The sequence below is a fragment of the Paracoccus sp. (in: a-proteobacteria) genome, assembly GCF_046289755.1.
Taxonomy (GTDB): Bacteria; Pseudomonadota; Alphaproteobacteria; order Rhodobacterales; family Rhodobacteraceae; genus Paracoccus.
In genome coordinates, this window is record NZ_JBKBVD010000001.1 from 25,811 (window position 1) to 45,815 (window position 20,005).

The following is a 20,005-nucleotide window of genomic DNA, read 5'->3' on the forward strand; positions in this document are numbered from 1 at the left end:
TTTCATTCGTGATCCCTTGGTTTATCTGGTCTGCACACTGTCTTTCACGGAAGGTTGCGCAGCCATGGCCACGCAGAAGATGCTGACGTTCGTCTCGACCCCGCGCGAGATGCCCGCGAAACGAACCGCTGATGAGCGCAGCGAAGACTTCCGTGAGATCTATCAGGAATTCGCCGCCGCCAAGGCCGCCGAACAGTCCAGCCGCTGCAGCCAGTGCGGCGTGCCCTATTGCCAGAGCCATTGCCCGCTGCACAACAATATCCCCGACTGGCTGCGCCTGACCGCCGAGGGGCGGCTGGAAGAGGCCTACCGGGTCAGTCAGGCCACCAACACCTTCCCCGAAATCTGCGGGCGCATCTGTCCTCAGGACCGGCTGTGCGAGGGCAATTGCGTCATCGAACAGTCGGGCCATGGCACCGTCACCATCGGCGCGATCGAGAAATACATCACCGATACCGCATGGGAGGAAGGCTGGATCAAACCCGCACTGCCCGAACAGGAACGTGCTGAATCCGTTGGGATTATCGGCGCGGGACCGGGCGGTCTGGCGGCGGCCGACATGCTGCGGCGCAAGGGGTTTCAGGTCACGATCTATGACCGCTATGACCGCGCGGGCGGGCTGATGACCTATGGCATTCCCGGCTTCAAGCTGGAGAAGGACGTGGTCATGCGCCGCAACAAGCTGCTGGAGGACAGCGGCGTCGAATTCGTGCTGAACTGCAATGTCGGCGAGGACATCAGCTTTGACGCGATCCGGGGCAAGCATGATGCGGTGCTGATCGCCACCGGCGTCTACAAGACCCGTGATCTGGACATCGACAATGCCGATGCGGGCGGCGTGGTGCGCGCGATCGACTATCTGACCGCCTCCAACAAGGTCGATTTCGGCGATGATGTGCCCGATTTCGAGGATGGCGAGCTGAACGCCCGTGGCAAGCGCGTGGTCGTTATCGGCGGCGGCGACACGGCGATGGATTGCGTGCGCACGGCCATCCGGCAGGGCGCGCAATCGGTCAAATGCCTCTATCGCCGCGACCGGGCGAACATGCCGGGCAGCCAGCGCGAGGTGCAGAATGCCGAGGAAGAAGGCGTTGAATTCGTGTGGCTTTCCGCGCCCGGCCAGTTCACCGGCCATGTGACCGGCGTGGCCGCCACGGCGCAGGAACGCGACGTGGACGGCCCCCCCCAGATCGCGGCGGTCCGCATCCAGAAGATGCGCCTTGGCCAGCCCGATGTGACGGGCCGCCAGAGCCCCGAACTGATCGAGGGGGCCGATTACGACGAGCCCGCAGAGCTGGTCATCAAGGCGCTTGGGTTCGAGCCCGAGGACCTGCCCCGGCTGTGGGGCGTGGACGGGCTGGAGGTCACGCGCTGGGGCACGATCAAGGCGAATTTCCAGACGCATTCGACCTCGATCCCCGGCGTGTTCGCGGTGGGCGACATTGTGCGCGGCGCAAGCCTTGTGGTCTGGGCGATCCGCGACGGGCGCGAGGCCGCCGATGCGATCGAGGGCTTTCTGACGGGCGAGGCCCGCATGGCCGCGGAATAGGCGGAACCGATGATGCACAACACGGTCACAGGACAGGCACAGCGCGTACACCGACAACGCACGGTGGTCGGCATGGCGCGCAACACCCCCCTGGCATTCAGGTCAGGGATGCTGACGCTTTTGGCGATGGCCGGGCTTTGGGCGCTGACCGCCCTGCCCGGTCATGCCGCCACCTTCACCCCGCCCGCCGGATGCGCGCTGCAGATGACGGTGCAGAATCGCGGCTGCTCGGTCGCGCAGTATTACCGCTGCGACGCTGACCCCGAGGGCTATCAGCGCAGCGCGATCTTTGGTGAGGACGGGCTGTATCACCTGTCGACCATCGACGCGGAAACGCGCTGGATCGAAAGCCAGAGCCCGCGCACCGGGCTGATGGACCGGCTGGTCGATGAGGCCGAGAGCCATGCCAGCTTTTCGCGGCTGCTGGAGACGGGCCGCGACGATTTCGATTTCCGCACCGAATCGAATACCGGCGAGACCCTGCACCATCAGGGCTGGGACGAGCTGACCGGCGAGACGGTCGAGATCGACGGCCAGACCCTTGAACGCACCCGATTCGATCTGACCACCACCAGCGAGACCGGCGAGGTTCTGATCGAACGGCGCGGCACGCAATATATCAGCCGCGAGTTCGGGCGCTTTTTCGGCGGCATCGAGACCACGAATGACTGGACCGGCGCCCGGCGCGAGACGAATGACAGCCCCGTGACCTTTTCCCTTCCCGGAGAGGCCGGATTTGGCGAGACCACCCCACAATATGACTGCGATCAGCTGATGACGCAGATCCCGCAGGAAAGGGCCGCATCATGACCATGGACTGGCAAGCACAGGAAGAAGCCCGCCGCGACTGGATGGACAAGAACAGCCTGTATCGGGCCGAGGACGAGCATTCGTCCTGTGGCGTGGGCTTTGTGGTCGATCTGGCGGGCAAACCCTCGCGCAAGGTGGTGCAGAACGGCATCGACGCGCTGAAGGCGATCTGGCATCGCGGCGCGGTGGATGCCGACGGCAAGACCGGCGACGGCGCGGGCATCCATGTCCAGATCCCGGTGCCGTTTTTCTATGATCAGGTCCGCCGCACGGGCCACGAGCCGGATCAGTCCAAGCTGATCGCGGTCGGTCAGGTGTTCCTGCCGCGCACCAATTTCGCCGCGCAAGAGAACTGCCGGACCATCGTGGAATCCGAAGTCCTGCGGATGGGCCACTATATCTATGGCTGGCGCCATGTGCCGGTGAACACCGGCGTTCTGGGCGAAAAGGCCAATGCCACCCGCCCCGAGATCGAGCAGATCCTGATCCGCTGCGAAAAGGACATTGATCAGGTCCAGTTCGAGCGCGAGCTGTATATCATCCGGCGCCGCATCGAAAAGGCCGCCATCGCGGCACAGATCACGCAGCTGTATTTCTGTTCGCTGTCCTGTCGCTCGATCATCTACAAGGGCATGATGCTGGCCGAACAGGTGGCGGAATTCTATCCCGACCTGAAGGATGAGCGGTTCGAAAGCGCCTTTGCGATCTATCACCAGCGTTACAGCACCAACACCTTCCCGCAATGGTGGCTGGCCCAGCCCTTCCGGATGCTGGCCCATAACGGCGAGATCAACACGCTGAAGGGCAACCTCAACTGGCTGAAAAGCCATGAGATCCGCATGGCGTCTTCGGCCTTTGGCGATATGGCCGAGGACATCAAGCCGATCGTGCCCGCAGGCTCGTCCGACAGTGCGGCGCTGGATGCGGTGTTCGAGGTTCTGGTGCGCTCGGGGCGGTCGGCGCCGATGACCAAGACGATGCTGGTGCCGGAAAGCTGGTCCAAGGCCACGACCGACATGCCGAAAGCATGGGCGGATATGTACGCCTATTGCAACGCGGTGATGGAGCCGTGGGACGGGCCTGCCGCGCTGGCGATGACGGATGGCCGCTGGGTCTGCGGTGGTCTGGACCGCAACGGGCTGCGGCCGATGCGCTATGTGGTGACGGGCGACAACCTGCTGATCGCAGGCTCGGAGGTCGGCATGGTGCCGGTGAACGAGACCGGCGTGCGCGAAAAAGGCGCGCTGGGGCCGGGCCAGATGATCGCGGTCGATATGTGGGAGGGGAAACTGTACCACGACACGGCGATCAAGGACCGTCTGTCGGGCAGCCAGCCCTTTGGCGAGTGGATCGAGAAGGTCACCGACCTGAACGACATCATGCGCGAGCTGCCCGAGCATGTGCTGCACAGGGGTGACGATCTGCGCCGCCGTCAGGCCGCCGCAGGCTTCACCATGGAAGAGCTGGAGCATGTGCTGTCGCCCATGGCCGAGGATGGCAAGGAAGCCATCGCCTCGATGGGCGACGACACGCCGCCTGCGGTTCTGTCCAAGCAATACCGCCCGATGAGCCATTTCTTCCGGCAGAACTTTTCGCAGGTGACGAACCCGCCGATCGATTCGCTTCGTGAGACGCGGGTCATGTCGCTGAAGACGCGGTTCGGCAACCTCAAGAACGTGCTGGACGAAAGCAGCGCGCAGACCGAGATTCTGGTGCTGGAAAGCCCCTTCGTCGCCAATGGCGAATTCGCCGAGATGCAGAAGATGTTCGGCGAGACGGTGACGGTGATCGACGCCACCTTTGCCGATGATGCCGGGCCGGATGCCCTGGGCGAGGGGCTGGCGCGGATCCGGGCCGAGGCCGAGGATGCCGTGCGCAGCGGCGCGGGCCATCTGGTGCTGACCGATGAGGCGCAGGGGCAAAGCCGCGTGGCGATGCCGATGATCCTGGCGACCAGCGCGGTGCACAGCTGGCTGACGCGCAAGGGGCTGCGGACCTTCTGTTCGCTGAATGTGCGCGCCGCCGAATGCATTGATCCGCATTACTTTGCGGTGCTGATCGGCTGTGGCGCGACCACGGTGAACCCCTATCTGGCGCAGGACAGCATCAATGACCGGATCGAGCGGGGCCTGCTGACCGGCAGTCTGGTCGACAATATGCGCCGCTATCGCGATGCCGTCGATGCGGGCCTGCTGAAGATCATGTCCAAGATGGGCATCTCGGTCCTGTCCTCCTATCGCGGCGGTCTGAACTTTGAGGCGGTGGGCCTGTCCCGCGCCATGGTGGCCGAGTATTTCCCCGGCATGCATAGCCGCATTTCCGGCATCGGTCTGCACGGGCTGCAGGCCAAGCTGGAGGATCTGCATCACGCGGCCTTCCACGGCAATGCCGCCGATCTGCTGCCGGTGGGCGGGTTCTACAAGCTGCGCCGCTCGGGCGAGAAACATGCCTGGGAAGCCAATACGATGAAGCTGCTGCAGGTGGCCTGCGAGAAAGCCAGCTATGACATCTGGAAGCAGTTCAGTGCCACGATGCGGGCCAATCCGCCGATCCATATCCGCGACCTGCTGGACATCAAGCCCTTCGGCAAGCCGGTGCCGATCGAGGAGGTCGAAAGCATCACCTCGATCCGCAAGCGGTTCGTGACGCCGGGCATGTCGCTGGGGGCGCTGTCGCCCGAGGCGCATATGACGCTGAACATCGCCATGAACCGGATCGGCGCCAAGTCCGACAGCGGTGAGGGTGGCGAAGATCCGGCCCACAGCCATCCGCTGCCCAATGGCGACAACCCCTGCGCCAAGATCAAGCAGGTGGCCTCGGGTCGCTTCGGCGTCACCGCCGAATATCTGAACGCCTGTGAAGAGCTGGAAATCAAGGTGGCCCAGGGCGCCAAGCCCGGCGAGGGCGGGCAGCTGCCCGGCATGAAGGTCACCAAGCTGATCGCGCGGCTGCGGCATTCGACGCCGGGGGTGACGCTGATCTCGCCGCCGCCGCACCACGATATTTACAGCATCGAGGATCTGGCGCAGCTGATCTATGACCTGAAGCAGATCAACCCGCGCGCCAAGATCACGGTGAAGCTGGTGGCCTCTTCGGGTGTGGGCACGATTGCGGCGGGTGTGGCCAAGGCCAAGGCCGATGTGATCCTGATTTCGGGGCATAATGGCGGCACCGGGGCTTCGCCCGCGACCTCGATCAAGTTCGCGGGGCTTCCGTGGGAGATGGGGCTGACCGAGGCGCATCAGGTTCTGGCGATGAACCGGCTGCGCGAGCGGGTGACGCTGCGCACCGATGGCGGTCTGCGCACGGGCCGCGACATCGTCATGGCGGCGATGATGGGGGCCGAGGAATACGGCATCGGCACCGCCGCGCTGATCGCGATGGGCTGCATCATGGTGCGTCAGTGCCAGTCGAACACCTGCCCGGTGGGCGTCTGCACCCAGGATGAAAAGCTGCGCGCGATGTTCACCGGCAGCGCCGACAAGGTGGTGAACCTGATCACCTTCTATGCGCAGGAGGTGCGCGAGATTCTGGCCAGCATCGGCGCACGCTCGATGGATGAGATCATCGGCCGGGCCGATCTGCTGACGCAGGTCAGCCGGGGGGCGGCGCATCTGGACGATCTGGACCTGAACCCGCTGCTGATCACGGTCGATGGCGCGGAAAAGATCGTCTATGATCGCTCGCGCCCGCGCAATGCGGTGATGGACACGCTGGACGCCGAGATCATCCGCGACGCCGAGCGGTTCTTTACCGATGGCGAGAAGATGCAGCTGTCCTATGCCGTGCGCAACACGCTGCGGACCATCGGCACGCGGACGTCGAGCATGATCGTGCAGAAATTCGGGATGCGGAACAATCTGCAGCCCGATCACCTGACGGTGCGGCTGACCGGATCGGCGGGCCAGTCGCTGGGGGCCTTCGCGGCGCCGGGGCTGAAGATCGAGGTCTCGGGCGATGCCAACGACTATGTCGGCAAGGGCCTGTCGGGGGGCACGATTGTCGTGCGCCCGCCGATGGCCTCGCCTCTGGTCGCCGCCGACAACACGATCATCGGCAATACGGTGCTGTATGGCGCCACGAACGGGTTCCTGTTCGCGGCAGGCCGTGCGGGGGAACGGTTCGCGGTCCGCAACAGCGGCGCGACCGTGGTGATCGAGGGCTGCGGGTCGAACGGCTGCGAATACATGACCGGCGGCATGGCGGTGATCCTTGGCCGGATCGGCGCGAACTTTGGCGCGGGCATGACCGGCGGCATGGCCTATCTGTACGATCCCGAGGGGCTGGCGCGCGACTATATCAACGCGGAAACGCTGGTCATGTGCCCGGTCACGCAGGCGCATTGGGAGGGCCAGCTGAAAGGCCTGATCGAGCGGCATCTGAAAGAGACCGGCTCGCGCCGGGCCGATGAGATCCTGTCGGACTGGGATCGCGAGCGGGGGAATTTCCTGCAGGTCTGCCCCAAGGAGATGCTGGCGCATCTGCCGCATCCGATTGCGGCGATGGAGGAGTCGAGCGCGGTTCCGGCCGAGTGAGATTGGCCGGGTAAGATTGGCCGAGTGACATTGGCTGTGAGGCTTTGGCGCGGTCCCTTCGGGGGCCGCGTTTTGCTGTGCTGCGGGCGGGTTATGGATATTTGAGTGAAGAAGAAGGGCTATTCGGCGGCGGTTTGCAGCGGCTGGCGGGACAGCAGGGCCGCGAGTTCCGGGCGGCAGGAGCCGCAATTGGTGCCAGCGCCGAGGGCTGCGCCGATGGCCTCGACACTGATGAGGTGCTGGGTGGTCATGGCGCGCAGGATCGTGTTCAGGCCGACATTCAGGCAGGCGCAGATGGTGGGGCCGGGATCGGGCTGGTCGGCGCCGGGCTGGCCTGCGAGCACGGCGGGGTTGTCGGTCTGGAGGGCTTTGGCCAGGTGGCTGCGCGACAGCAGGACCGGGTCCGGCGCGATGAACAGGGCGGCGGTGAGGCGGCCCTGTTCGGTGAAGGCCAGCCGCGTGATGCCGCGGGCGGGGTCGCTGAGTTCGGCGCTGGGGGGCGCGCCCATGAGGGCTGTGGCCCATGCGGTCCAGTCCCCGGGCGCGGCAGTGCCTGCCAGTTCGTATTGGGTGCCTGCTGCGATGGGCGCTGCGGCCCAGTAGGCGCAATCGGGGCGCAGGGGCGTGCGGCTGATCGCGTAGCCGAACCAGCGGGCCGCGAAGGGGCGGATGGCCACGGCTGCGGATTTGCTGGCGGGCTGGCCGGAATGGGGGTCGGTAAGGCCGGGGATCAGCGCGTCGATGCGGCCGGTGGGGGCGGTTTCGCCGGTCCAGTGGATCGGCGCGAAAGGGTGGCCGGGGGCGGTCCTGTCGCTGATGAGCACGCGCAGGATGGCGGTGCCGTGGGGGCTGGTGACCTGCGCGAGGCTGGCGGGGGCGAGGCCGAGGCTGGCGGCGTCCTGGGGGTGGATCTCAAGGAACGGCTCGGCCAGGTGTTGTGACAGGCGTGGGCTGAGGCCGGTGCGGGTCATCGTGTGCCACTGGTCGCGGATGCGGCCGGTGTTGAGGCGGAACGGGTAGGCCGGGTCGGGTCTGGCCGGAAGGGCGGCGGTGACCGGGATCAGGCGGGCGCGGCCGTCGGGGGTGTGGAACCGGCCCTCGCCGAAGAAGCGGCCGCCGCGCTGGCGGGGGTTTTGCGGCCAGAGCGTGGGGGCGAGGCTGGCGTAATCGGCGGTCGCGAGGTCGGAGATGTCGAAATCGCTGCCAAGGCTGCCTGCGACGCCTGACAGGGCTGCGTGTTCGGCGAAGATCGCCGCCGGGTCGGGCCAGTCGAAGCCCGCGAACCCCATGCGTTGCGCGACCTGCGCCAGTGCCCACCAGTCGGGGCGGGCCTGTCCGGGGGGCGGCAGGACGGCGCGCTGGCGGCTGATCAGGCGTTCGGAATTGGTGACAGAGCCGTCCTTTTCGCCCCAGATCGCGGCGGGCAGCAGGACATCGGCCAGACGGGCGGTGTCGGTGTCGGGGAAAGCCTCGGAGACCGCGACGAAATCGCAATTGGCGATGGCGCGGGAGACGCGGTCGGCCTCGGGCATGGTCACGGCGGGGTTGGTGTGGAGGATCCACAGGGCCTTGATGCCGCCCTCTTCCACGGCGCGGAACAGGTCCACGGCTTTCAGGCCGGGTTTGTCGGCCATGCGGGGGGCGTTCCAGAAGGTTTGCACCGCGTTGCGGTGGGTGGCGTCGTCGAGGTCCAGATGGCAGGCGAGCATATTGGCGAGGCCGCCGACCTCGCGGCCGCCCATGGCGTTGGGCTGGCCGGTGACGCTGAACGGGCCCATGCCGGGGCGGCCGATGCGGCCGGTGGCGAGGTGGCAGTTCAGGATCGCGTTGACCTTGTCGGTGCCGGTGTCGGACTGGTTGATGCCTTGCGAATAGACCGTGACCACGTTTTCGGTGCTGGACCAGAGGTCGAGGAAGGCCGCCAGATCGGCGGGGGGCAGGCCGGTGGCCTCGGCCGTGGCGCTGCGGGCGGCGGTGAGGGCGGCGTCAAACCCCGCGAGATGGGGCAGGAAGGTGGCGCTGGTGCGGCCTGTGTCCGCGAGGTGGCAGAGCAGCAGGTTGAACAGATGCGCATCGGCGCCGGGCGCCAGCGCCAGATGCAGGTCGGCGCCCTCGCAGGTGGCGGTGCGGCGCGGGTCGATGACGACGATCTTCATCTGCGGACGGGCGGCGCGCGCGGCCAGCAGGCGCTGGTGCAGAACCGGGTGGCACCATGCGAGGTTCGAGCCGGTCAGGACGACCAGATCGGCCTGCTCCAGATCCTCGTAGAGGCCGGGGACGGTGTCGGACCCAAACGCCCGGCGGTGGCCTGCCACCGAGGAGGACATGCAGAGGCGGCTGTTGGTGTCGATATTGGCGCTGCCGATAAAGCCCTTCATCAGCTTGTTGGCGACGTAATAATCCTCGGTCAGCAGTTGGCCCGAGACGTAGAAGGCCACGGAATCGGGGCCGTGCTGGGCAATCGCGTCGGTGAAGCGGTCGGCGATCAGGTCCAGCGCGCGGTCCCATGTGGCATCGGTGCCGCCGATGCGGGGGGTCAGCAGACGGCCCGCCACGCCCACGGTTTCGCCAAGCGCGGCGCCCTTGACGCAGAGGCGGCCCCGGTTGGCGGGGTGGTCGGGGTCGCCCTTGATGGTGACGCCCCCCTGCCCGTCCGGGCTTGCCAGAACGCCGCAGCCGACGCCGCAATAGGGGCAGGTCGTGCGGATCATGCGGCACGCCGCAGCAATGCGGGGTCGAGCCAGATGCGGCCGCCTTCAACCCGGACGGGGTGGGTGGCGACCGCGCCCTCGTCGGCGCCCTGGGCCTGACCTGTCGTCATGTCGAAGACCCAGTTGTGCAGGGGACAGGTGACCTGGGTGCCATGCACGATGCCCTCGGACAGGGGGCCGCCCTTGTGGGGGCAGCGGTCGTCCAGCGCAAAGACCTGATCATCGGCAGTGCGGAAGATGGCGACGCAGCCATGCGGCGTGCGCACCACGCGGGCGCCTTGCGGGGGGATGTCGGCCAGGGCCGCGATGTCGATCATGCTCATGCGACGTCCTTCATTCTGCGGCCCTCAGTCTGAGATCGGCGACGGGGGCCCAATCGGCGGGGCGGGCGGCGTGATCAGCCCATGGGTCGGTCTGATAGACCGCTTGCGACAGCGCGAAGCGCGCGACCAGTTCGGCGCGGATGGCCGGATCGGCCACCTGTTCGCGGCACCAGTCGAGGCCCACCTTGTCCACCCATTTGTAGATGCGGTGCAGATAGCGGGCATTTTCGCGATACAGCTGCACGAAGGCGGCGGTGACGTCGCAGACCTCATCCTCGGTCGGCACGGTCAGCAGGGGGACGGTTTCGCGCACGTCCATGCCTGCGGCACCCGCGACGCTGATCTGGAAACCGCTGTCCACGCAGACGATGCCGATGTCCTTGCAGGTGGCCTCGGCGCAGTTGCGGGGGCAGCCCGAGACGCCCAGCTTGACCTTGGCGGGGGTCCATGAGCCCCAGAGCAGCTTTTCCAGCCGGATGCCGAGGCCGGTGCTGTCCTGCGTGCCAAAGCGGCAGAATTGCTGGCCGACGCAGGTTTTGACCGTGCGCAGCCCTTTGGCATAGGCATGGCCCGAGACCATGCCCGCGCCGTTCAGGTCGGACCAGATCGCGGGCAGATCTTCCTTGCGCACGCCCAGAAGGTCGATGCGCTGGCCGCCGGTGACCTTGACCATGGGCACGTTGTAGCGGTCGGCGGCGTCCGCGATGGCGCGCAGTTCGGCGGGGGTGGTGACGCCGCCCCACATGCGCGGGACCACGGAATAGGTGCCGTCCTTCTGGATATTGGCGTGGTTGCGTTCGTTGACAAAGCGGCTTTGGCGGTCGTCGCTGTATTCGGTGGGCCAGTCGGCCAGCAGGTAATAGTTCAGCGCCGGGCGGCAGGAGGCGCAGCCGCCGACCGTGCGCCAGCCCAGATCCTGCATGACGGCAGGGATGGATTTCAGGCCCATGGTCTTGATCAGGCGCCGCACATCCTCGTGCGTGTGATCGGTGCATTTGCACATGGGCGGGTTGGCATTGGCGGCGAATTTATCGCCCAGGGTCAGGGCCATGACCTGTTCGACGAGGCCGGTGCAGGTGCCGCAACTGGCGCTGGCCTTGGTCAACCCGCGCAGCGCGTCCAGCGTGGTGGCGCCGCCCTCGATCGCGGTGGTGATGGTTCCTTTGCAGACGCCGTTGCAGCCACAGATTTCCGCCTCAGGCGGCAAGGCTGCAACGGCTGCCAGAGGGTCCGCTTGGGCACCTCCGGCAAAGGCGGGGCCGAAGATCAGCGTGTCGCGGTCTGCGGTGATGTCGGCGCCGCTGCGGATCTTGTCAAAGAACCATGCGCCGTCCGCCGTGTCGCCATACATGACCGCGCCGATCAGGCGATCCCCTTCCAGAATCAGGCGTTTGTAGATGCCGCGTCCGGGGTCGCGGAACACGATGTCCTCGCGGCCCGGCGCGTCGGCGAAATCGCCCGCGCTGAACAGGTCGCAGCCGGTGACCTTGAGTTTGGTCGCGGTCTGGACGGGTTTGAAGGCGGCGTCTTGCCCGGCCAGCGTGGCCGCCAGAACCTTGGCCTGATCATAGAGGGGGGCGACGAGGCCGAACAACTGGCCCTCGTGTTCGACGCATTCGCCAAGGGCGTAGATGGCGGGGTCGCTGGTCTGCATCTGGTCGGTGACGGTGATGCCGCGTTCGACCTCCAGCCCGGCATCATTGGCAAGGCGGGTTTCGGGGCGGATGCCCACGGCCATGCAGACGAGGTCCGCCGGATAGACGGTGCCGTCGTCGAGCAGGACGGCCTCGACATGGGTGTCGCCGAGGATCGCCTTGGTGGCGCCCTTGCAGTGGATGCGGATGCCGCGCTTTTCCAGATCGCGTTGCAGCAGATAGCCTGCGGCGGGGTCCAGCTGGCGTTCCATCAGGTGGCCCATCAGGTGGATGACGGTCACCTCGGCGCCGCGGGCGGCCATGCCTGCGGCGGCCTCCAGCCCCAGCAACCCGCCGCCGATCACGACCGCCTTGGCGCCGGGGCGCGAGGCGTCGATCATGGCGTTGGTGTCCTCCAGATCGCGATAGGCCACGACGCCGGGCAGTTTGTGGCCCGGCAGCGGGATGATGAACGGGGCCGAGCCGGTGGCGATGACCAGCGCGTCATAGGGCGCGGGGCCGTTCGCGCCGTGGACGATTTGCGCGTCGCGGTCGATGGCGGTCACGCTTTCGCCAAAGCGGCAGGTGACGCCGTGGGCGGCATACCAGTCATCGTCATGGGTGACGATCTGGTCATAGGTCTTGTCGCCCGACAGGACCGGCGACAGCATCAGCCGGTTGTAGTTGCCGCGCGGTTCGGCGTTGAAGAGCGTCACGTCCCATTGGCCGGGGGCCGTGGCGAAGAGGTGCTCCAGCATCCGGCCCGAGGCCATGCCCGCACCGATGACGACGAGTTTGCGTGTCATGGGTCTACTCCGCTGCTTCGACGAAGCGGTGACGTTCATAGAGAAACCGCAGCACGGCTTCGCGCGCGCGGACGTAATCGGGGTGGCTGGCCAGACGGATGCGGTCGCGGGGGCGGGCCAGCGTCACGTCCAGCACGTCGCCCACGGTGGCGGCGGGGCCGTTGGTCAGCATCACGATGCGGTCGGCCAGCAGCACGGCCTCGTCCACGTCATGGGTGATCATGATCATGGTGTTGCCGAGGCGGGCGTGAATCTCCATCACCGCGTCCTGCAGATGGGCGCGGGTCAGGGCGTCCAGCGCGCCGAAGGGTTCATCGAGCAGCAGGATTTTCGGCTCCATCGCCAGCGCGCGGGCGATGCCGACGCGCTGTTTCATGCCGCCCGAGATTTCGGCGGGCCGCTTGTCGGCGGCATGGCTCATCTGCACCAGATCGAGGTTCTGCATGATCCAGTCGTGACGCTCGGCGCGGGTCTTGCGGTTGCCGAACACCTTCTGCACGCCCATCTTGATGTTGTCATAGACCGACAGCCAGGGCAGCAGGCTGTGGTTCTGGAACACCACGGCGCGGTCGGGGCCGGGGGAATTCACCTCGCGCCCCTCAAGGATGATGCCGCCGGTGGTGACCTCGGTCAGGCCCGCGATCATGTTCAGCAGGGTGGATTTGCCGCAGCCGGAATGGCCGATGACCGAGACGAACTCGCCCTTGGCGATGTCGAGGCGCACGTCCTGCAGCACGACATTCTCGCGGCCCCCTGCGGCGGGAAAGGCTTTGCCGACGCGGTCGATTTTCAGATAGCTCATGGCGTGTCCTTTCAATCGGTGGTGCCGCGGCTGACCTTGCTGCCGATGAAGGCAACCAGACGGTCAAGCGCATAGCCGGTCGCGCCGATATAGAGCAGCGCCACGAAGATGTCGGTCAGCATGGAGCTGTTCCACGCGTCCCAGATGAAGAAGCCGATGCCCACGCCGCCGGTCAGCATCTCGGCCGCGACGATGGCCAGCCATGCCAGGCCCACCCCGATGCGCAGGCCCGAAAAGATATAGGGGGCTGCGGCGGGAACCATGATTTTCCAGAAGAATTCCAGTTGGTTGAGGCGCAGGACGGCGGCGACGTTGCGGTAATCCTGCGGGATGGCGCGCACGCCTGCGGCGGTGTTGATGATGATCGGCCAGATCGCGGTGATGAAGATCACGAAGATGGCCGAGGGGCGGCTGTCCATGAAGGCGGCGAGGCTGATGGGCAGCCATGCCAGTGGCGGCACGGTGCGCAGCACCTGAAACAGCGGGTCCACGCCGCGCAGCAGCCATGCGGATTGCCCGATCACGGCGCCGATCAGGACGCCGACGCCCGCGGCAAGGCCAAAGCCGATCGCCACGCGTTCCAGCGAGGTCAGGACGCGCCAGCCAAGGCCCATATCCTGCGTGCCCGCGACATAGAACGGGCTGAGGATCAGATCGCCCGATTGCTGCCAGATCTCGACCGGCGAGGGCAGCGAGGCGCCGCCGCCCGACAGCAGCAGCTGCCACAGGCCCAGCAGCGACAGGATCACCAGAACCGGCGGCAGCACATGGGTCAGCAGCGTGCGGCCAAAGCGTTGCAGACGCGCAGGCAGGGCGGAATGGGCGCGGGCGGGGATCGCCAGCACTTTTGCCTCGGGTTTGGGGGCCGTTTTGGGCGGCAGTTTCAATGCGGTGACAGTCATTGCAGCCTCCTTCACGCCATCGCCTTGATGGATTGGGCGGCCAGATAGGCCTCGGGGTCGGCGGGGTCGAAGGTGATGCCGTCAAAGAAGGTCTCGACCCCGCGGCTGTCGCCTTTGTCGGCGGTGTCGAGGCCGAGGGCCGCAGCCGCCTCCAGCCACAGGTCGGAGCGGTTGGTGGCATCCACCAGCGCGGCGGTGTCCAGATCGCCGGGCAGATAGCCCCAGCGCTTGTTTTCGGTGATGAACCACGCATCCAGCGACTTCCACGGGAAGGACGCGCTGCCGTTCTCGCCCCAGAAGCGCATCGACAGGTCGGGGCGGTTTTCCTCGCGGCCATTGCCATAGTTGATCTCGCCCTTCAGACGGGCGGCGATGTCGGCGACGGGCACGTTATACCATTGGCGTTTCGACAGGATCTGCGCCATCTCATCCTTGTTGGCGGCGTCTTCGCACCAGATCTGCGCCTCCATCACCGCCATCAGAATGGCGCGGGTGGCGTTGGGATGGGCGTCGACCCAGTCGGCGCGCATGCCGAGGATTTTCTCGGGGTGGTTCTGCCAGAGCTCGCCGGTGGTGCAGGCGGTAAAGCCGATATTCTGGTTCACCAGCTGTTCGTTCCACGGCTCGCCGACGCAGAAAGCCTCCATATTGCCGACCTTCATGTTGGCCACCATCTGCGGCGGCGGCACGACGATCAGGTCGCATTCGCTGGTCGGGTCGATGCCCGCGGCGGCCAGCCAGTAGCGCATCCACAGATCATGCGTGCCACCGGGAAAGGTCATGGCGACGGGGATTTCCTGACCGGCGGCGCGGCGGGCGGCCCAGATCTCTTTCAGGGGGGCGGCGTCCAGACCCACACCGCTGTCGGCATAGGCTTGCGTGACCGAGATGCCCTGACATTGTTCGTTGAGGCTCAGCAGGTTATACATCGGCAGCGGCTGGTTGTTCTGCATGACGCTGCCGGTCGAATACATATGCACCTTGGGGCGCAGGATATGGCCGCCGTCGATGCCGCCGCCGCTGCTGCCCAGCTGCATATTGTCGCGGGTGGCGCCCCAGCTGGCCTGTTTCTCGATCTTCATGTCGGGCAGGCCGTGGGCGGCGTAGAAGCCCTTTTCCTGCGCGATGATCAGCGGCGCGCTGTCGGTCAGGGCGATATAGCCCAGCGTGGCGCCGGTGACTTCGGGGCCGGTCGTGGCGGCCCATGCCCCGCCCGGCAAGGCGATGCGGGCGGCGGCCACGGTGGCGGCCATCGAGGCTGCGGATTTCAGGAAAAAGCGGCGGGTCGGCGCGGGTCGGATCATCATGGCGTTCCTTGGCGCAGCCCCGGAGGGGGCGTTGGCTTGCGGGGCGGCAACGAAAAAAACCACCGGCAGCAGACCCGTAAGAGGGGCGCAACAGGTGGCGTCATTGCCGGATGAAGGGAGGTCCGCATCCTTGCGGAGAGAGGAAGCCGGGGCGCCGTTGCCCTTGGCCTGATCCGAGATTGCAGGCCGGTCGGGGGTGGGTCAAGCGTGGCGGGGCTGTTTCGGGGCCGATGCTGCGCGGCGGTGCAGCGAAAGGCACCGCTGCCCATGAATTCAGCGCGAAAAGAACGCGGGGTCGAAGGTCTGGCCATCGAAGAACGCATCCGGGCCCAGAATCATCTGGCCCTTTTCGCTGGCGACGGCGGTGGGATGGGCCATCGCCCCCTCGACCCGCGCCGAGGCGCCGGGCATGTCGGCGCCCGCCGCGCGCAGGTGCTGGCGATACAGGTCGGTGCGGAAACAGCCCGCCGCCGTCCGCATCGCCGGTTCGGGGTCAAGGCCGTGGGCCTGCGCAATGCCGCGCGCCAGCAGGGCGGCGAGGCTGCGCCAGGGGAAATTCGCGCCGCCCGCGTGAAAGCGGATGAAATCGGGGAATTGCCGCACCTCGCCCTGCGGGCTGATATGCAGGCGCCCCAGAAGGCCGCGTTCGGACAGTTCCGGCGACAGGTTCAGGTAATCGGGGCGCGAGATGATCTCGACCGCGGTGCCGCGGTTTTCGGGGCGGTCCAGCCAGCGGCAGGCGCGCCAGACCGCGCGCATCAGGGCGCCGGTCGCCTCGGGCCGGGCCTCGGTGAAATCGCGGGTCAGCACGAGGCCCTTTTCGGGCGGGGCGCCCCAGATCGCGCGGCCCGCCAGCAGCAGGGACCCCGCCGCCGTCTCGACCGCATAGGACGCCCATGGCTCGCCCACGCAGAAGGCATCGACCTCACCCGCCGCCAATGCCGCGGCCATCATGGGGGGCGGCACGGTGTGGATCGACAGGCCCTCGGCCAGCGCCGATCCGGCCAGCCAGTGGCGCACCAGATGGGCCTGCGTCGAGAAGGGGAACGGCACGCCCACGCGCAACGGCCCGCCCGCCACGCGGGTCAGCGCGTCGCGCGCCGCCGCCGGGTCGTTGAAGGCGAAACCGTGGCCGATGTCGCGCAGCCGTGCGGCCAAGGCGGCGCTGACCGCGATGGCCTGCCCGCCCTGCGCCAGAAACATCACCAGATCAAAGGCCGGATAGGCCGGGCCCAGCCCAAGGGTCTGCGCGATGGGCAGGGGCACCAGCATATGCGCGGCATCAATCCCGCCGGTGCCCAGCATGTCGCGGCTTTGCGCCCAGCTGCGCAGGCGCAGCAGGTCGAACGCCAACCCCTCTTCGGCGGCAAAGCCGATCTCGGAGGCGATGATCAGGGGGGCGGCGTCGATCAGGGGCACATAGCCGAGGCGCAGGGTCGTCAGGCTCATGTCAGCAATCCCGCCGCCATGACCAGTTGCTGGGCGATGTCGGCCACGCGGCGGCCCTGATCCATCGCGGTCTTGCGCAACAGGGCGTAGGCTGCCTCTTCGTCGATGCCGCGCGCCTTCATCAGGATGGCTTTCGCGCGGTCGATGATCTTGCGTTCCTCCAGCGCGGCCTTGGTCGCGGCCAGCTCGGTGCGCATCTTGTGGAACATGTGGAACCGCGCGATGGCGGCGTCGAGGATCGGCTTGATCCGTTCGGGTTGCAGGCCATCGACGACATAGGCCGAGACGCCCGCCTCGATCGCGGCGCGGGTCAGTTGCTCGTCCGAGCGGTCCACGAACATCGCCACGGGACGGTCCAGCGGGCCGGAGGCCAGCGCCAGTTCTTCCAGCACATCGCGCGAGGGGTCGGCCACGTCGATCAGCACGATGTCGGGCTTTTGTTCGGCGATGCGACGGGCGAGGCCGGTCTCCTCGGCGATGACCGTGACGTGATGTTCGCCCGAGGCACGCAGCGCGTCCACGATGCGCAGGGCGCGGTCGCGGTCGCGTTCGACGATGATGATGGACAAGGCCGGCATCGCATCCCCTTTGGCGCCGAATGACACCGGCACGGGGCGCGGGGCAACGATCTGCGGGGCGCGCGGGCAGAAGAACGGCGGCGCTGCCCGAACGACAGGCAAAAAGGCCGCCCAAAGGACGGCCCTGCACTATTTAACAGCAGAACTTTGGTGTCAGGCCGCCAGATCGAAGCGGTCGGCGTTCATCACCCTGGTCCAGATCGCGGCGAAGTCATGGACGAACTTTTCGCGGTTGTCGTCCTGGGCATAGACCTCAGCATAGGCGCGCAGGACCGAGTTCGAGCCGAAGACCAGATCGACGCGGGTGGCGGTCCATTTCACCGCGCCGGTCCGGCGGTCGGTGATGTCATAAAGACCGTCGCCCTTGGGCACCCATTTCCACGCCATATTGGTCAGGTTGTCGAAGAAATCGGTGGTCAGCGCCCCTTCGCGGTCGGTGAACACGCCATGCTTCGTGCCGCCGTGATTGGTGCCCATGGCGCGCATGCCGCCGATCAGACAGGTCATTTCCGCCGCCGTCAGGCCCATCAGCTGCGCGCGGTCCAGCAGCATTTCCTCGGGCGAGACGACATAGTCCTGTTTGACCCAGTTGCGGAAGCCATCGGCCAGCGGCTCCAGCGAGGCAAAGGACGCGGCATCGGTCTGTTCGTCCGTGGCGTCGCCACGACCGGGCGCAAAGGGCAGATGCAGTTCGACCCCGGCGGCGCGGGCGGCCTGTTCGACGCCGACATTGCCCGCCAGCACGATCACATCGGCCAGCGACGCGCCGCTGTCCGCCGCGATGGGTTCCAGCACCGACAGCACCTTTTGCAGGCGCGCGGGTTCATTGCCCGCCCAGTCCTTTTGCGGGGCCAGACGGATGCGGGCGCCATTGGCACCGCCGCGCAGATCCGAGCCTCGGAAGGTGCGCGCGCTGTCCCATGCGGTCGAGACCATCTCGGCCAGCGTCAGGCCGCTGTCTGCGATGCGGGCCTTGAGGGCTGCGATATCGTAATCGGCGCGGCCCTGCGGGACCGGGTCCTGCCAGATCAGTTCCTCGGTGGGCGCGTCGGGGCCGACATAGCGGACATTCGGGCCCATGTCGCGGTGGGTCAGCTTGAACCATGCCCGCGCGAACACGTCCGAGAAATAGGCGTGGTCGCCCCGGAACCGCTCGCAGATGGCGCGATAGATCGGGTCCATCTTCATCGCCATATCGGCATCGGTCATGATCGGCATGACGCGGATCGACGGATCCTCGACATCGACGGGCATGTCCTCGGGGCGGATATTGATCGGCATCCACTGCTGGGCACCGGCGGGGGAGTGCTTCAGTTCCCATTCATAGCCGAACAGCAGGTCGAAATAGCCGTTGTCCCACTGGGTCGGATGGGTGGTCCATGCCCCCTCGATCCCCGAGGTGACCGTGTCGCGGCCGATGCTGCGGGTATGGCTGTTCATCCAGCCAAGCCCGCCCTCGTGCAGTTCGGCACCTTCGGGGGCGGGGCCGAGGTTCTCGGCGCTGCCATTGCCATGGGTCTTGCCGACGGTGTGGCCGCCTGCGGTCAGGGCGGCGGTTTCCTCGTCGTTCATGGCCATGCGGGCGAAGGTTTCACGCACCTGCCGGGCGGTTTTCAGCGGGTCGGGCTGGCCGTTGACGCCTTCGGGGTTCACATAGATCAGACCCATCTGCACGGCGGCCAGCGGGTTTTCCATGGTCGAGGGGTCGGCGACGTCGCCATAGCGTTCGTCGGACGGCGCCAGCCATTCCTTTTCCGCGCCCCAATAGACGTCTTTCTCGGGGTGCCAGATGTCGCGGCGGCCAAAGGCGAAGCCAAAGGTTTTCAGGCCCATGGATTCATAGGCGATGGTGCCCGCCAGAATGATCAGGTCGGCCCAGCTGAGGCGGTTGCCGTATTTCTTCTTGACCGGCCACAGCAGGCGCCGCGCCTTGTCGAGATTGGCGTTGTCGGGCCACGAGTTCAGCGGCGCAAAGCGGATATTGCCGGTGCCGCCGCCGCCGCGCCCATCGGCCAGCCGGTACGAGCCCGCCGAGTGCCAGGCCAGCCGGATCATCAGCCCGCCATAATGGCCCCAGTCGGCGGGCCACCAGTCCTGACTGTCGGTCATCAGCGCGTGGACATCGGCCTTCACGGCCTCGAAGTCCAGCTTGCGCACCTCTTCGCGGTAATCCAGCCCGGTCAGCGGATCGGTCTTGGTGTCGTGCTGGTGCAGGATGTCCAGATTGAGCGCGTTGGGCCACCAGTCCATGACGCTGGTTCCGGTTGCGGTCAGGCCGCCATGCATGACGGGGCATTTGCCCGTGGGAATGTCATTGCCGTCCATCATTTCCTCCTGTTCGTGTTCTGTGTCTCCCGGTCCGCTGTGGGGACCACGGCCCGCCCTGTCCGGGGGCGCGGGATGTCCTGTCTGTCCTAGCAAACGCGGATCATAATGGCCAATATGACTTTATGCGATCATTCATAACATAATCTGATGACGGTGCTTCGGTTGCCCGGCGGCAGGGGTTGCGCATTGCCGCAGGCGGCCATGTCCAGCGACAGCAAGCCGGTTGCGCCACATCCGCGGCGGGTCTTTTCCCGGTTCCGTCCCGGCGGTA

The 20,005-nt window shown here is 66.6% G+C and carries 12 protein-coding genes; 3 read left to right on the forward strand and 9 right to left on the reverse strand.

Going from position 1 to position 20,005, the window contains the following annotated elements:
• Positions 1-64: 64 nt before the first annotated feature.
• The 3 genes from ACK41U_RS00145 (at position 65) to gltB (ending at position 6,894) form a co-directional block, all read left to right on the forward strand.
• Positions 65-1,549 (forward strand): NAD(P)-dependent oxidoreductase, encoded by a 1,485-nt coding sequence (locus ACK41U_RS00145; RefSeq protein WP_409674242.1) that lies wholly within the window; start codon positions 65-67, stop codon positions 1,547-1,549.
• 108 nt (positions 1,550-1,657) lie between these two features.
• Positions 1,658-2,359: a hypothetical protein gene (locus ACK41U_RS00150; protein WP_409674244.1), complete on the forward strand. Its 702-nt coding sequence runs from the start codon at positions 1,658-1,660 to the stop codon at positions 2,357-2,359.
• Positions 2,360-2,361: 2 nt separating this feature from the next.
• Positions 2,362-6,894: a glutamate synthase large subunit gene (gene gltB / locus ACK41U_RS00155; protein WP_409674513.1), complete on the forward strand. Its 4,533-nt coding sequence runs from the start codon at positions 2,362-2,364 to the stop codon at positions 6,892-6,894.
• A gap of 119 nt (positions 6,895-7,013) precedes the next feature.
• Here the strand turns inward: gltB and ACK41U_RS00160 are convergent, their stop codons facing one another.
• The 9 genes from ACK41U_RS00160 to katG form a co-directional block, all read right to left on the reverse strand.
• Positions 7,014-9,605: a molybdopterin-dependent oxidoreductase gene (locus ACK41U_RS00160; protein ID WP_409674246.1), complete on the reverse strand. Its 2,592-nt coding sequence runs from the start codon at positions 9,603-9,605 to the stop codon at positions 7,014-7,016.
• On the reverse strand, positions 9,602-9,928 hold the full coding sequence (gene nirD / locus ACK41U_RS00165; protein WP_409674248.1) for a nitrite reductase small subunit NirD: 327 nt from the start codon (positions 9,926-9,928) through the stop codon (positions 9,602-9,604). Before nirD ends, ACK41U_RS00160 begins: the two co-directional genes overlap by 4 nt.
• Before the next feature lie 10 nt (positions 9,929-9,938).
• Positions 9,939-12,368, reverse strand: a complete 2,430-nt coding sequence (gene nirB / locus ACK41U_RS00170) for a nitrite reductase large subunit NirB (protein WP_409674250.1) — start codon at positions 12,366-12,368, stop codon at positions 9,939-9,941.
• A 4-nt stretch (positions 12,369-12,372) separates the two neighbouring features.
• Positions 12,373-13,170, reverse strand: a complete 798-nt coding sequence (locus ACK41U_RS00175; RefSeq protein WP_409674252.1) for an ABC transporter ATP-binding protein — start codon at positions 13,168-13,170, stop codon at positions 12,373-12,375.
• Between the two features lie 11 nt (positions 13,171-13,181).
• On the reverse strand, positions 13,182-14,072 hold the full coding sequence (gene ntrB, locus ACK41U_RS00180) for a nitrate ABC transporter permease (protein ID WP_409674254.1): 891 nt from the start codon (positions 14,070-14,072) through the stop codon (positions 13,182-13,184).
• 11 nt (positions 14,073-14,083) lie between these two features.
• A complete protein-coding gene (locus ACK41U_RS00185) occupies positions 14,084-15,376 on the reverse strand; it encodes a CmpA/NrtA family ABC transporter substrate-binding protein (protein ID WP_409674256.1) in 1,293 nt (430 codons plus the stop codon).
• Positions 15,377-15,652: 276 nt separating this feature from the next.
• Positions 15,653-16,828, reverse strand: coding sequence for a CmpA/NrtA family ABC transporter substrate-binding protein (locus ACK41U_RS00190; RefSeq protein WP_409674258.1), 1,176 nt, complete (start codon positions 16,826-16,828; stop codon positions 15,653-15,655).
• The gene (locus ACK41U_RS00195; protein WP_409674260.1) at positions 16,825-17,406 is read right to left on the reverse strand and encodes an ANTAR domain-containing response regulator; all 582 of its coding nucleotides are present in this window, start codon (positions 17,404-17,406) and stop codon (positions 16,825-16,827) included. Before ACK41U_RS00195 ends, ACK41U_RS00190 begins: the two co-directional genes overlap by 4 nt.
• Before the next feature lie 153 nt (positions 17,407-17,559).
• The gene (gene katG, locus ACK41U_RS00200; RefSeq protein WP_409674262.1) at positions 17,560-19,731 is read right to left on the reverse strand and encodes a catalase/peroxidase HPI; all 2,172 of its coding nucleotides are present in this window, start codon (positions 19,729-19,731) and stop codon (positions 17,560-17,562) included.
• Between the last annotated feature and the right edge of the window lie 274 nt (positions 19,732-20,005).

What these genes read in the sequence shown, in the direction of transcription:
- ACK41U_RS00145 (WP_409674242.1), top strand. Translation starts at nt 65, where the DNA reads ATGGCCACGCAGAAGATGCTGACGTTCGTCTCGACCCCGCGCGAGATG.
- ACK41U_RS00150 (WP_409674244.1), top strand. Translation starts at nt 1,658, where the DNA reads ATGCTGACGCTTTTGGCGATGGCCGGGCTTTGGGCGCTGACCGCCCTG.
- gltB (WP_409674513.1), top strand. Translation starts at nt 2,362, where the DNA reads ATGGACTGGCAAGCACAGGAAGAAGCCCGCCGCGACTGGATGGACAAG.
- ACK41U_RS00160 (WP_409674246.1), bottom strand. Translation starts at nt 9,605, where the DNA reads ATGATCCGCACGACCTGCCCCTATTGCGGCGTCGGCTGCGGCGTTCTG.
- nirD (WP_409674248.1), bottom strand. Translation starts at nt 9,928, where the DNA reads ATGAGCATGATCGACATCGCGGCCCTGGCCGACATCCCCCCGCAAGGC.
- nirB (WP_409674250.1), bottom strand. Translation starts at nt 12,368, where the DNA reads ATGACACGCAAACTCGTCGTCATCGGTGCGGGCATGGCCTCGGGCCGG.
- ACK41U_RS00175 (WP_409674252.1), bottom strand. Translation starts at nt 13,170, where the DNA reads ATGAGCTATCTGAAAATCGACCGCGTCGGCAAAGCCTTTCCCGCCGCA.
- ntrB (WP_409674254.1), bottom strand. Translation starts at nt 14,072, where the DNA reads ATGACTGTCACCGCATTGAAACTGCCGCCCAAAACGGCCCCCAAACCC.
- ACK41U_RS00185 (WP_409674256.1), bottom strand. Translation starts at nt 15,376, where the DNA reads ATGATCCGACCCGCGCCGACCCGCCGCTTTTTCCTGAAATCCGCAGCC.
- ACK41U_RS00190 (WP_409674258.1), bottom strand. Translation starts at nt 16,828, where the DNA reads ATGAGCCTGACGACCCTGCGCCTCGGCTATGTGCCCCTGATCGACGCC.
- ACK41U_RS00195 (WP_409674260.1), bottom strand. Translation starts at nt 17,406, where the DNA reads ATGCCGGCCTTGTCCATCATCATCGTCGAACGCGACCGCGACCGCGCC.
- katG (WP_409674262.1), bottom strand. Translation starts at nt 19,731, where the DNA reads ATGGACGGCAATGACATTCCCACGGGCAAATGCCCCGTCATGCATGGC.